Genomic DNA, 15,451 nt, shown 5'->3' on the forward strand with positions numbered 1-15,451 from the left:
TAGAAGTAAATACACAATTAACGACCCCAGGCGAACTTACTCCATTACTACTTCCATTATTATAAATAGCACCTCCATCTTCGGCTGAGTTAGATTCAAATACACAATTGATCATCATAGGTGAACTTACACCATCAATACTTGCATTATTACAAATAGCACCTCCATATTGAGCAGAGTTAGACTCAAATACACAGTTGATCAAGTCAGGTGAACTTTCACTCTGATATCCTCGATTATAAATAGCCCCTCCAAACAATTCTGCAGCGTTGGATATAAATAAGCAATTGACTAATTCAGGGGAACTTTCTCCATTATCTTCTGTATCATTTAAAATTGCACCTCCACGTACATTAGCATAGTTGTTCGTAAATTCATTATCTGCGAATACTGGAGAACTATTTCCCTCTATTCTTCCATCATTGTATATAGCGCCAGCCTTATCAGCTGAGTTAGAAGTAAAATCACATTTAATAAAATTAGGAGAACTTTGACCTTGTAATTTTCCATCATTAAATATAGCACCGGCCTCTTCGGCAGAGTTAAATAAAAATTCACAATCGATGAAATCAGGTGAACTATTCCCTTCAAATCTACCATCATTATACATCGCGCCTCCACGAAAATCAGCATAATTGAAAGCAAAGACACAATTTTCAATCCTTGGATTGGACACATTCCCAATTCCAGAGCCATCGTTATACCACCCACCTCCATAGTCATGATTAAATCCGCCATCGGCATTACCTTCGGTGATGGTAAATCCATCCACTGTGGTAGCAGCACTTACATTCTGAGTATACACTACGTGGTAGCTATTGTCGGTACTGTCGTTCTGAGTCCCAATATCTCCACTAAGAATGGTCTCGTAAGAATTCCAATCTCTGTTTTCAATATCATCTCCACCTGCTGGGAATCCTCCGTAAACTCTTACACTATCCGGTATCACAAAGGATATTTCTCTTTCCATAGTCGTTACATTTCCAGGATCTGAGGGACTTACTGGATGATAGGTTCCCTCAGCTACAAAAATAGAATCGGCAGCATTGGGACATACCTTTAACAGTTGAAGAGCGGACTGCAAATCTGTATAGGCATCGGTCCAAGATGTTCCATTGTTTCCTCCCGTTGCAGATAAATCCACATAAATAATATCATCCGTAAAACTATAGTCATCACAACTAAATTCATAGACCCCCATGTCGATAATGCCGGAAAACCTAGGACTCAGATCCAAATCCACTTCTTGTCCATCTACTGTAAATAAAGTATCAATGGTAGATGGATCTCCACTATTGATGGCAGGCGAAGTCAGCTGCAAATGAAAATCTCCATTTGGCCCATCTACAAATAAGGGATCTGCTTCAAATAAATTACCTCCAGCATTCGAGACTCCAGGATAATTGACCTCAGAAAAATCAACATCAAATAAACAGTGGGAAATAGAAACAAAAGCGTCATGATTAAAAAACACAGGTCCCCCACTTTGTGCAGTATTTTCATAAAATATACTATTTTTCAGTATAGAAGAACTTACTCCTCCAACACCTCCATAAATATAAATAGCACCACCTTCATCAGCTGAGTTAGACTTAAAAACACAATTAAACAACACAGATAAACTTGTTCCTTCTTTTCCATCATTATAAATAGCGCCTCCATAGTCAGCTGAGTTAGAATCAAATACACAATTGATCACCTTAGGTGAACTTGCTCCACCATAACTTCCATTATTACAAATAGCACCACCTTCATCAGCTGAGTTAGACTCAAACACACAATTAACCAACTCAGGTGAACTTACTCCTCCATTATTTCCTCCATAATTTAAAATAGCGCCGCCTTGACCACGAGTAGAATTAGAATTAAATACACAATTAACTAACCGAGGCGAACTTAATCCCTTATTACTTCCATTATTATAAATAGCGCCTCCTTGATCAACAGCATAATTAGACATAAATTCACAATTAACCAACTCAGGTGAACTCTCCCCAGATAATCCATCATTAAAAATAGCGCCTCCATCGCCAGCTGAGTTAGAATCAAATTCACAATTAACCAACTCAGGTGAACTTTCTCCACCAAATCTTCCATAATTTAAAATAGCACCTCCTTGACCACCAGTAGAATTAGACGTAAAAACACAATTGATTAACTCAGGTGAACTTTCTCCTCCATTATCTCCAAAATTTAAAATAGAACCTCCACCATTTTCTGCGGCATTCGACGTAAATACACAATTTTGAATCCTAGGATTAGATACATTCCCCAATTCTCTGCCGTCATTAAACCATCCACCTCCAAAGCTATCGTATATTGCTCCATCGGCATTACCTCCAGTAATCACAAATCCATCCACTAGGGTAGAATCACTGACATTCTGGGTATATACTACGTGGTAACTATTGTCAGAACTGTCTCCTGTCACACCAATGTCTCCGCTGAGAATGGTCTCGTAAGAGTTCCAATCTCTGTTGGCAAATAAATCTCCTCCTGAGGGAAATCCTCCATATACTTTTACACTGTCTGGAATGATAAAGGATATGGTTCTTTCCCCAGTTGAAGTAGGCTTATAAGTACCCTCTGCCACATATATCTTATCGGGAGCATCGGGACAGGCTTTCAATATCCCAAGAGCTGATTGCAAATCGGTAAAGGCATCGGTCCATGATGTTCCATTGTTTCCTCCTGTAGCCGATAAATCCACATAAATAATACCATCCGTGAAACTATAGTCATCACAACTAAATTCATAGAGGCCCATATCTATAGTTTGGCTAAATCTAGGTTTTAAATCCTGACCCACTGCACTCCCATTAAGGAAATAAAATAAATTTTCATCAGTGACAGGATCACCACTATTGATAGCAGGAGAATTAAGTTGTAAATGAAAATCTCCAAAATCAGGATTTACAAATAAGGGGTTGGTATTGATAAAGTTATTATTGGTGGTATTGGAGCGCAGCATCAGCATTTCTCCTGTTTGCCCAATTGCTGATCCATCGAACATAGAATAAGAAACTGCAATTACCCCATCACTCACTGCATGAATGACTGGAATGTCTTCGTCCATGTTATTTTTATAAAATATACTATTCTTCAGCGATACTTGCCCCCCTTCGCTATGTATTATATTGATATTGGAAGTGGGATTATTCTGATAGAAAACTGAATTAACAATCGGGGACTGAATCGCTTGAGAGGGAGACCCAACATAAGAAATAGCGCCTCCATTTCCTGAAGCTTGATTTTCATCAAACAAACAATTAATAATTTCAGGTCTTACTTCTCCACCACTTTCTAAATTAAAAATGGCTCCTCCTTTTTCTGCCTTATTGCTAGAAAATCTATTGTTGATAATTTTAGGTGAGGACTTACCAGTATTGCTTCCTTCATTATAAATAGCCCCTCCATCATCAGCAGTGTTGAAATCAAATAGAATATTGATCAACTTAGGCGAACTTTCTCCATCATTTCCACTATTAAAAATAGCCCCTCCTTTATCGGCCGAATTATATATAAATCCACAATTGATCAACTCAGGCGAACTATTTCCATTTTTGCCATAATTATAAATAGCACCTCCATTACCACTAGCTGCGTTGAACGCAAAAATACAATTTTGAAGCCTGGGATTAGATGAATTCCCTGTACCCGAACCATGGTTAAACCATCCACCTCCATTGCCATAGCTATCAACTCCATCGGCATTACCTCCGGTGATAAGAAATCCTTCCAACAAAGTAGAATCACTGACATTCTGGGTATATACCACGTGGTAGCTATTGTCTGTACTGTCATTCACCACACCAATATCCCCACTAAGGAAAGTCTGATTGCTTTGCCAATTTCTATTTTCAAAATCATCGCCTCCAGGTGGAAATCCTCCATATACTTTTACACTATCGGGAATGATAAAGGATACTTCTCGTTCCTGTATGGTTACATTCATGGGATCATCAGGAATTACGGGAAAATAATCCCCCTTCGCTACATAAATCTTATCGGCAGCATCGGGGCAAACATTTAATATCTCGAGGGCTGATTGCAAATCAGTATAGGCATTGGCCCAATCCACTCCTGTGTTCCCACCTATATTTGCTGAATGATCTACATAGATTACATTATCCAGAAAGCTAATGCCAACACAGCTGTATTCATACACGCCCATATCGATGTCATTCCTAAATCTCGGTTGCAAATCCAGGTCTACGACATTGCCATCATTATAATAAAATATCCCCTCTTCTGTCATTGGATCTCCACTATTGATAGCTGGAGAAGACAATTCTAAATGGAAATCTCCGATTACCCCATCTACAAATAAGGGATCGGTATTGAATAAATTATCTCCTGCGTCAAGGAAACCGGTATTAGGATCAACCTCAGAATCCTCAACATCAAATAAACAGTGAGATATTGAAACGGTAGCATTTACAATAAAGGTTACAGGACCATTAACTGCATTATTTTGATAAAAAATACTATTCGTGATCACCGGCTTATATTCTCCATCATCTCCAATAATAAACATAGCACCACCATCACTACCGGCTGAATTATATGCAAATACACAGTTGGTAGATACCATCGAACTCTCACCATCATTTTGCTCATCATAAACACCACCACCAATTTCAGCAGAATTAAATGAGAATTCACAATTGATTAACTTAGGCGAATTTTTTCCTTGAACTCCTGCATTAAAAAAACCTCCGCCAACTTCAGCAGAATTAAACTTAAACACACAATTGATCAGTACAGGAGAACCTTCGCCTCCTTCCACATAATTAGCGAAACCTCCGCCAATTTTTGCGGCATTGAAGAAAAATAAACAATTTTGGATGGTGGGATTGGACGAATGCCCGGCTCCCCAACTATAGTTAAGCCATCCACCTCCGGTACCTAATTCGGAAGATCCATTGGCATTACCTCCGGTGATGAGAAATCCATCCACTAGGGTATAATCTCTGACATTTTCCGAATAAATAACGTGGTAGCTATTGTCCGTGCTGTCATTCTGTATTCCGATATCACCACTGAGAATGGTCAAATTGTCCTTCCAATTTTTGTTAACAAATTCATCTCCACCTGTTGGAAATCCTCCGTACATTTTCACACTATCCGGGAGAACAAAGAATACCTCTCTATTGAATGTCGCAGTCGGTTTATAGGTTCCCTTCGCTACATAAATCTTATCGGCGGCATCGGGGCAAGCTCTTAACATACCAAGCGCTGATTGCAAATCGGTAAAAGCATCGTTCCACGATGCACCATTGTTTCCACCATTTATGGCTGCAGAATCCACATAGATAATATCATCTGTAAAACTATATGAATCACAAATAAACTCATACACCCCCATATCGATATCATTCCTAAATCTGGGTTGCAAATCCAGATCTACGGCATTGTCATTAAGGGAGTAAAAAATATTCTCATCAGTCATTGGTTCTCCCCTATTGATAGCTGGAGAAGGCAACTGTAAGTGAAAATCGCCATTATTAGGATCTACAAATAAGGGATCTGCCTCAAATAAATTACCTCCATCATCAGAGACTCCTGAAGGATAATTGACCTCAGAAAAATCAACATCAAATAAACAGTGGGAAATAGAAACCGAAGCGTTACTATTATGAAACACAGGACCTTCATCATTAACCATATTTTCATAAAATATACAATTGATCAGCACCGGTTCACTTTCTCCACCACCTCCAAAACTAGATATCGTACCATCTTCCTCTGAAAAGTTAAACGCAAAGACAGAATTGGTTATATATGGTGAACTTTCTCCAGAAGAACCATAATTAGAAATAGCGGATGCACGATCTTCGGCATGATTAAACGAAAACATACAATTGATCAAGTCTGGTGAACTCGCTCCGTTGGAAGATCCATTATTGTACATTCCCCCACCTTCATAAGCGGAGTTATAAGAGAATATACAGTTGATTAACCTAGGCGAACTCAGCCCATCATCGCTTCCATTATTAAAAATACCACCTCCTTCATAAGCGGAGTTAGTCGTAAAATCACATTGAATGATAACAGGCGAACTTTCCCCATCCTCACCTTCATTGAAAATCCCTCCACCCCATTCATCAGCATAGTTGGAAAGGAATTTACAATTGGTGATCACAGGCGAACTTTCTCCCGCTCTTCCATTATTATAAATACCGCCTCCTTCCTCATCCGCTGAGTTATCGACAAACACAGAATTTAGGATAATAGGGTTGGATACATTTCCCGATTCAGAACCGTCGTTATACCATCCACCTCCATTATCATGGAAAGATCCACCATCGGCATTCCCACCAGTGATGACAAATCCATCTACAATAGTGGAATCCTTGGCGTTCTTGGTATATACCACATGGTAACTATTGTCTGTAGTATCATTCTGAATTCCAATATCTCCACTGAGAATGGTCTTATTGTCCTCCCAATTTCTTGCTGCAAAACTTCCTCCACCAGTTGGAAACCCTCCGTAAATTTTTACACTATCGGTGATAAAAAAGGAAGCTACTCTATTCATGGATGAGGTGGGCTTATAGGTTCCCCGAGCCACATAGACAGTATTTACATCGATGGGACACGCATTTAATATCCCGAGGGCTGACTGTAAATCCGTAAAGGCATCGCTCCATGAAGTTCCATCGTTTCCACCACTCACAGCTGCAGAATCTACATATATAATATTATCTGGGAAACTATATGAATTACAATTGTACTCATAAACGCCCATATCTATAGCATTTCTAAATCTCGGTTGTAAAGCAAAATCTACTGCATTTCCATTAATAGAATAAAATAATCCTTGGCCAGTCATTTCATCCCCTCTATTAATAGCCAAAGAAGAAGGTTGTAAATGAAAATCGCCATTCTGAGGATCTACAAATAAAGGGTCTGCCTCAAATAAATTACCTCCATCGTCAGAGACATCCGAAGTATAGTTGATTTCAAAAAAGTCTACATCAAATAAACAGTGAGAGATCGAAACCGAAGCTTCATAACTATAAAACACAATTCCATCATTATTGACGCTGTTTTTGTAAAATATACAATTGATCAACTTCGATAAACTTTCACCTTCATCTCCATCATTGTATATTGTACCAATATCGTCAGCTGAATTAAACGCAAAAACACAATTAGTCAACTTAGGAGAACTCTTGCCTCCATCACTTCCTATATTGTAAATAGCACTGCCAAATTCAGCGGTATTAGAGGAAAGTATACAGTTGATCAAGGTCGGTGAACTTTCTCCCTCATCTCCAAAATTATAAATACCTCCTCCTGAATCTTCAGCAGTATTAGAGGTAAATACACAATTAATCAAGGTCGGTGAACTTTCTCCATTCTCTCCATAATTATAAATACCCCCACCATTATCTTCAGCAGTGTTTGTGACAAACACAGTGTTGAGGATACTGGGATTAGACAGGTTCCCCGATCCTGAGCCGTCGTTATACCATCCACCCCCATCACTATACTGAGATCCACCGTCAGCATTCCCTCCAGTTATGGTAAACCCATCTACCGTGGTAGCAACACTTACATTCTGGGTATATACTACGTGGTAACTATTGTCTGAATCGTCATTCTGAGCACCAATATCCCCACTGAGAATGGTCTTATACATTTCCCAGTCTCTGTTGTCAAAATCATCCCCATCAGTTGGAAATCCTCCGTATAGTTTTACATTATTGGGGATAACAAAGGATATAGTCCTATCCCCAGTAGTAGTCGGGAAATAAGTTCCCTCCGCTACAAAAATAGAATCACCACTACTGGCCGCTGTCAATGCTTCTTGTAAATCGTCATAGGCCGTAGTCCATGTGCTGCCATCACCTCCGGGCGAAACACTGGCATCGACATAAATTTGTCCACTTAAAGGCAAAGCCAAAATAGACAAAGTAAATACCAATAAACAACTTAAAAATGAATTTTTTAGGGGTAAGGTTTTATACATAGCCAAATAGTAATATTGAAAAATCAGTATCTGAAATATAAATTTCTGATTATAATATTAATTATAAAATACTAACAACAAAGTACTTACGACACAAAAAATAAAAAACTATTCAATTTCAATATTTATTAAAAATATAAAAAAGGAATGGAGGCCTCTTTGTTATTTTCCAACAAAAAACAAACGTCAATTTATAATAAAACACAAACAAATTCAAATATACCAACTCCTACACAGCGAACCTTCCCTCGTTTTTTCTTCAACATATATTAGATGACAGCTTAATCTTTGCCCTAAAATAGCGCAACAAAGTCGTGAGATAAACCTTAAATTAATCGACAATAAAAACCAAAAATTTATTAAAAATTAAAGCCAAAATGAAGACCGGGCTCACCTATAATATAATTGGGCCATTTGTCGTTTAATTGAGCAAAAGATTGGGGCATTTTAGTCTGAATAGGTCGATGTGTGACTGCTATAGACGGCTCAATAAAAAATTTGTTTTTGAAAAATCTAAATTGATACCCAAGCCGATAGGTATTAAACATTTGATAGCCCTTTTTGAGTTGATTCCCGTCGTCATCCACAAAACTCTGTCGCGCATTCATGATATGAATTGATGTAAATAAATCTTTCCACCAAAATCGCTGATAAACGAAGGCTATTCCGAATTCTCTAATATAACCTGGAAATTTTTCTTCTGGAGCTTCAAATGAATCTCCATAGGGAATACCTAATGACCAAGCGTATTTCCAAGTTTTAAATTCTATAGAAACCACATCCTTTTGGGTAATTCGATACCCTAAGTTTAGCTGAGCAAAATCAGGCTTATTTTTCTGAGATAATACATTACCCAAGACAAAAAATGTACTTCCAACAAAGCACTTTTTATCCGTGGTATCCCGATGAATATCCTGACCGAAAGCCGTTGTAATAGAGAACAATAAAGTGGAGATAATTAAATACAGTTGTTTTTGCATAACATTTAAATTTTAATGATAATGCAAAAGTAAGATGAGGCCAAGCCAAGATTCGTTCACTTAAGTTAAGAAAATCGCCTCCACCAATATTCCCACTCCCGGCCTTAGCTATTCTGTGAAGGATTATCCACCAATCGATTTCTCATTCGACTCAATGATTGAGGAGTTATACCAAGGAAACTAGCGATTTGGTATTGAGGAACTCTTTGAAAGAGATCTGGTCTTGTGTTAAGCAAATTTAAGTAGCGTTGCTCAGGTGAGGAGGTTCTAAATTCATCGAATTCAGCTTTCTTATTGGCCAATAGTTCCTCAGAAAGCAGACGGCAAAGGGTTTCAAATCTGGGAAATTTTTCAAAAACTTCCACCTCCATAGCAGAGTTGGCGACGACTAAAATGGAGTCCTCTACACAGGCAACATAGGAAGTAGAAGGTTTCTTATTAATCTTGCACAGAGGTTCGCAGGATTCGGCCTCAGTATAAAATGCCGTAGTTTTCTCGACACCATCTACCATGGTAAATGATCGGATACAACCTTTGATGACGAAATATCCAAAATCGGATACCTGACCTTCTCTCAATAATATACTGCCTTTTTTGTATTGTTTAAAGACATCTAGATCGAGAAGAATCTTCTTTTCCTCTTCCGTTAGTGTAATGTACTTCGCTAGATAATCAAAAAGAATAGTTTCCATTTTTCTGTTCTATTATTGTGGTGACAGAGAATACATAAAGATAATACCAATTGGGGGTTAATTCTAATAAAAGAGAGATGCAACCTCTTAGACCTTACTTTCTTCGACGAAATAATACGAATTATATTTAAAGAAATTTAAATATTCATTTTGCATTTAATCACCAATGCTATCAGCCTTCGTCCTTTCCTGATTTTACAACAATCTTTGACCTTGTTCATTGACCCAAAATCTATTCTTAATAGTCAAAGCTCTTTGTGTTTTTTGAGAAATAATTCGTATGCTTATTGGTGAAGCAAACTGCCTATTGAAAAATATCCAATGAAATCATTTGGTCTTAGACCGTACCTTATTCACAATAACAGGAATGGCTAATGTAATTAATAAGGCAACGCATGCGGCAATGCCCAGACCTCCTCCAAAACCGTGAAACAACCGACTAGAATTTAAAAATAAACAGGTAAAAATTCCTCCAGATAAGGCAATTAAAAAATAATTACTCAGAACCTCAGAAGAAACCATACCTATAAAAGAGGCCCCAAAGAAAACCAATGGCAAGGTATGGGTTAAATAGTCGGACATTACATGAGGAAATAATAGGACAAAACCACCTGCCAAACAGCCAACCAATGCAGAAGCGCGTACAGCGCCCAAGTTCAATTTATTATTGAGGACATAAGTTAAAATGGCAGAAAAACAACCAGAACAAAAAACCAAGACAAGTTCTATATTCATTGCAAGACTATATTGTAGAAATAAAAAGCCAATCCCACTCCGACAAAGGCCAAACTGCCCAACTTGCCACCATATCCGTGAAAAGCGTTCTTTGTCCCCAATAATATCAGTCCTGTCAATATACTGGCTATGGAAATAAACAGAAAATTGGGGCTATCTCCCACCTTGGTCATCCCTACAAAGGTTCCACAATATACCGCGGCTGGCAGGTTTTGTAATTCTTGGTGACTGGCCATCAAATTGGGAATAAAACTAAATATCAGTCCTACTATGGATGCCGAAAATACGACATTCCAACCTATGATCCAATGCAAAACATAGGTGGTTATTGCCCCGACAAATACAAAACCAATGTTGACAAAGTCCTCAAAACTGTGATCCTCAGCACTAATATTCACTTTTTTATAAGTAATTCTCAAGAGTAAAAAACCCATTATCAGAAAGAATAGATTGTATCCATTTTGAACATTTTCGACAAGTATTGCCACTAAAAACCCAAAATGACCTAGCATTACGGTTATGAAAGACAGTTGTTTTAAACGCTTTTTAATAACAAAATTAAATTTGATAGGTCGCAAAAGTATATAAAAATGGCTGATATAAATCCATAAACAATATAATATTTATGTCAAAAAACAATGGCCAAACTAGACTGGATAGGGGAAGTTGGACTATTGCGAAAATCATGACAAATCAATGAACATCACCATTCATGGTATCAGTCAATTCACATCAATCTTTGATTTTAATAGAAAAATGATGTATGCTGACGATAGAAATGAATTCCCTCGTCCCTTCAGGACTTTTTTCTAGGAATGCATCCTTTTCATAGGGTTTCACCCTATGCTATTAGACTACGTCCTTTCAGGACTTTCTCTTGTTATATTAGATTGGTTTGCCCAAAGCCAATGGCTAAAACCTAACGAATTACAATGAGATCATGCCATTCAAGCTTAAAAAAGTCCTGAAAGGACGGAATATGTCAGCGTAGGGTGAAACCCTATGAATTAATGGTCATCTTGAAAAGAAGTCCTGTAGGGACGACATAATATTAATAAGTAAAATCCTGACGATTTACAAGGCAGTCACGACGGAGCCAGTGGCGTCAGTTCCTTTAATGCTATTATATTATATTGTAAAATGAAATTTTAAACTTGTCAATTTAAATGCAGTCTCGTCGCAGCGCAGTGGCTGCGACTTCTCTCCCCGTAGACCGATTAACGGTCTACGATGCTTCGCATTTTGGTCGTTCATATTAAGGGCATTTGCTTGCCATTCTGGCAACTCTACTCAGTCATCCTGAAGGGATGATAGGTCATAGCCGTGGGTGACCGAATGCAGCTCAAAGAGCCAAATGCCTACTAAAGGCATTTGATGAGGGAACCGAGGGATTATTCCCTCGGGTGGGTGAGGTGTATAAATCATCAGACAATGTTGATTTGGCGGACTTTTTGCTCTATAGACTTTCTTGGACAGATAATCATTGTTTTAATTCAACGATACGAGATATAATATGATTATTTGAGCAAAAAGTGTGACAAATCCCTGAGCATAACCATTCATGGTATCATTCAATTCACAGCAATCTTTGATTTTGATAGAAAATGATGTTTGCTGACGATAGAAATGAATTCCCTCGTCCCTTCAGGACTTTTTTCTAGGAAGGCATCCTTTTCATAGGGTTTCACCCTATGCTATTAGACTACGTCCTTTCAGGACTTTCTCTTGTTATATTAGATTGGTTTGCCCAAAGCCAATGGCTAAAACCTAACGAATTACAATGAGATCATGCCATTCAAGCTTAAAAAAGTCCTGAAAGGACGGAATATGTCAGCGTAGGGTGAAACCCTATGAATTAATGGTCATCTTGAAAAGAAGTCCTGTAGGGACGACATAATATTAATAAGTAAAATCCTGACGATTTACAAGGCAGTCACGACGGAGCCAGTGGCCTACCCACCCGAATCACGGAGGTTTCGGTTCCTTCAATTTTAATATATTATTATTGAAAAATGAAATTTAATACTTATCAATAAAAATGCAGTCTCGTCGCAGCACAGTGGCTGCGACTTCTCTCCCCGTAGACCGATTAACGGTCTACGATGCTTCGCATTTTGGTCGTTCATATTAAGGACATTTGGTTGCTCTATAGAGCAACTACTCTCGGTCATTCATTTCCTAATCAAAATTATGATTTACAACAAAAACATTAATATAAATGCAACGATGTTGCATTTATATTAATGTTTTTCTATTTTTGCAGCTGCTTAAATCAACCCGCAAAGAAAAATGACCAAGGATATAACCTCTCACAAATCAATTGGCAAAAAGCCAAATGTCGATGTTCGAAATATCTGCTCTATAGTATTTCACCTTGTCAGCATCCTGTGCTATACCAACAATATCCAGGCTCAGAACAATCTCGAATATACCTTAAACGGTCAATTGTTGAACAGCTTAGACTCTAGCCCTATTAGTAGCGCTACCGTTTTGGAAGTCAATTCTGAGATATTCGCATATACCGATGAATTGGGAAACTTTGTTTTGGAAGGACTGCCCTCTCCTCACCTACGACTCCAATTTTCTTGTCTGGGCTTTCAACCAACAGACATCATTGCAACCATTACATCAGATAAACAACGGTTTTATTTAAAAGAAGCCACATTTAGCATAGAAGACATCGTCGTTGTCGGCAAAGAATTGGAAACCGGATCCTCTACCGCCATAGGCAGAAAAGCCATCGAACACATTCAAGCGGTAAGTTTGAACGATGTATTCCAACTACTCCCTGGACACTTGGCCGAAAACCCGAGTTTTCTCAGTCCCCAGCAACTAAATCTTCGACAGGGTTCTGCCCTCAGCAGTGCTGGCAAAGCCAATGCACTGGGCACTCAAATAGTAAGCGATGGGATACCGCAATCCAACAATGCCGATCTGCAAACCGACATCAATATCCTCAATGCCAGCCCAGGTTCCGACCCGGGGTTTTCTACCGTAGCCGGCAAGGGAACTGATCTTCGCGAGTGGTCTGCAGACAATATAGAATCCGTGGAGGTTATCAGGGGAATTCCATCCGCCAAATATGGCGACCTAACTTCTGGTTTAGTATTGGTTCATTCTCGTATAGGAGACTTCGATCCCGAAGTTATTTTGCGAGTAAACCCCAATCTCATGCAATTTTCATTTACATCGGGGAATAATCTCAATGACAAAAACAGCCTAAACACCAGTGCAGATTATCTCCAAACCAATGACGATTTGCGCAATGCAACTTCAGCCTACCAACGCTTCAATGGGCAATTGGCATGGCAGCGTATAGGATCTTTGTTCAAAATCAGACAAATAGCCAGTGCATCCTTCGGCATGGATCAATACAGAGGAGAAAACAGTACTCAAGCGGCCAGCCTCAGTGAATACTCTAGCAAAAACTGGCGGTATAAATGGAATTCAGAGATAAGCTTAAGTGCTCCGAGAAAAATATTAAAAAAAGCATCCATTCAAACAGGGATCAATTTTGCCTCTCAACAAAGCTATTATCAAGATTTAATCACCCGTGATCTATATCCCCTATCTGTTGCCCTCATCGACACCACCATGGTGGGTCAGTATGGACATAGCGAATACCTCAACCAAACCACCATCGACGGCCAACCACTCAATCTATACAATCGCATTGAGGGAACTTGGTCTTTCAATGGATGGTGGACCGACCACCATCGCCTGATAGCAGGCAGCGAGTTTCGATATGATGAAAACTTTGGCAACGGTCGACAGTTTGACCCATTGACCCCACCACGACAAAATTATAGCATGGGAGATCGCCCAGATTCATGGGAAGACATTCCAGGCAAGAGCCAAATGGCCGTCTATCTAGAAGATAGGATACTGACTACATTACTCAACAGAGAAGTCGTGCTATCTATGGGATTGCGGTGGGACTTGATTTCAACCCAAAACTTATTTGCCGGCAACGTGGGCAACATTCTCTCCCCTCGTTTCAATCTCAATTACTCTATTCTAGACCATCTTTCCCTACGATTGGGATGGGGGAAGGCGTCAAAATCCCAGACTCTGTCCCAACTATATCCGGGAAAACGATATTTTGACTTGGTCAACTTCAACTACTTTGCCAATGCCCCATCAGAACGCTTAGTGATTATTACCACCAAAGTATTGGACCTCAACCATCAGGATCTAAAACCCTTTACTTCCAATAAATTAGAAGGTGGTTTTACCTTTAATCAAGGGGGCTGGAATCTTACACTTACGGCCTTTTATGAAAAAACCGACAACGCCATCAGCTATGTCAGACAGGTGACTCCTCTAGAATATGAAAAATATCAAATAGCCTCAGAACGCGAAGGCCAACCACCATTATTGATGGAAGAAGCCCTCAGTGTTGAAACCTTTTTTGCAGGCATAGACATTCCTCAAAACAACCTTTACATCGAGAACCAAGGATTGGAATATACTCTATCATTGCCAAAAGTAGAAAGCATCAATACCGAGATAATGGCCAATGGCGCATGGTATTTTACCGCAAGCCGCAACTATGGCCAGATAGCAGAATCTTCCTTTGTGTATACCAATGATTCGAGCCCAGATCGAATACCCTTGTATGAAAAAACCGGCGAAGTAGTTTCGGAACGACTCAATTCAAGTATTAGGGCCATTACCCATCTTCCAAAAATAGGTTTTATTGTATCCACTCTGTGGCAAGCTATATGGCTGGACAAGTCCCATTCTGGCACATTTGATCCATACCCCACAGGATACGTCAATCTTCAAGGTGAAATCGTAAACTTAACTCCAGAACAATCTCATTCTGAACAATATAGTGACTTGCAACGAATGGTCAGCAATCGAAAATGGAATAAATATCCATCCTTACATCTATTCAATCTCAAAGTCACCAAAGAGTGGAAAAACCACAGTCGCTTCTCTTTCTATGCCAATAATATCTTTAATCATCGACCACTTCATTGGAATGAGACTCGACAAGTTTATGTAAGAAGAAACCTTCCTTTAACTTTTGGATTAGAAATTATTTATAAAATTAATTAAAT

5 protein-coding genes and 1 pseudogene are annotated in these 15,451 nt (G+C 38.9%); 1 reads left to right on the forward strand and 5 read right to left on the reverse strand.

What is annotated here, in order from left to right:
• The 5 genes and pseudogenes from LVD51_RS13915 to LVD51_RS13935 all read right to left on the reverse strand — a co-directional run.
• Positions 1-7,978: pseudogene (locus LVD51_RS13915) on the reverse strand (hypothetical protein); the annotation flags it as partial.
• Between the two features lie 359 nt (positions 7,979-8,337).
• Entirely contained in the window at positions 8,338-8,958 is a 621-nt protein-coding gene (locus tag LVD51_RS13920) for a hypothetical protein (protein ID WP_236972003.1), read from the reverse strand.
• 104 nt (positions 8,959-9,062) lie between these two features.
• Positions 9,063-9,650: a Crp/Fnr family transcriptional regulator gene (locus LVD51_RS13925; protein WP_236972004.1), complete on the reverse strand. Its 588-nt coding sequence runs from the start codon at positions 9,648-9,650 to the stop codon at positions 9,063-9,065.
• Between the two features lie 327 nt (positions 9,651-9,977).
• Positions 9,978-10,385 (reverse strand): hypothetical protein, encoded by a 408-nt coding sequence (locus LVD51_RS13930; RefSeq protein ID WP_236972005.1) that lies wholly within the window; start codon positions 10,383-10,385, stop codon positions 9,978-9,980.
• Entirely contained in the window at positions 10,382-10,783 is a 402-nt protein-coding gene (locus LVD51_RS13935; RefSeq protein WP_236972006.1) for a hypothetical protein, read from the reverse strand. The genes LVD51_RS13930 and LVD51_RS13935 overlap by 4 nt, the downstream gene beginning before the upstream one ends.
• Before the next feature lie 1,891 nt (positions 10,784-12,674).
• On the opposite strand from LVD51_RS13935, the gene LVD51_RS13940 reads away from it, so the two are divergent.
• Positions 12,675-15,449: a TonB-dependent receptor gene (locus LVD51_RS13940; protein ID WP_236972007.1), complete on the forward strand. Its 2,775-nt coding sequence runs from the start codon at positions 12,675-12,677 to the stop codon at positions 15,447-15,449.
• Positions 15,450-15,451 lie beyond the last annotated feature (2 nt).

Origin of the sequence: Membranihabitans marinus, from assembly GCF_021729155.1 — a bacterium.
Taxonomy (GTDB): domain Bacteria; phylum Bacteroidota; class Bacteroidia; order Chitinophagales; family Saprospiraceae; genus Membranihabitans; species Membranihabitans marinus.

What these genes read in the sequence shown, in the direction of transcription:
- LVD51_RS13920 (WP_236972003.1), bottom strand. Translation starts at nt 8,958, where the DNA reads ATGCAAAAACAACTGTATTTAATTATCTCCACTTTATTGTTCTCTATT.
- LVD51_RS13925 (WP_236972004.1), bottom strand. Translation starts at nt 9,650, where the DNA reads ATGGAAACTATTCTTTTTGATTATCTAGCGAAGTACATTACACTAACG.
- LVD51_RS13930 (WP_236972005.1), bottom strand. Translation starts at nt 10,385, where the DNA reads ATGAATATAGAACTTGTCTTGGTTTTTTGTTCTGGTTGTTTTTCTGCC.
- LVD51_RS13940 (WP_236972007.1), top strand. Translation starts at nt 12,675, where the DNA reads ATGACCAAGGATATAACCTCTCACAAATCAATTGGCAAAAAGCCAAAT.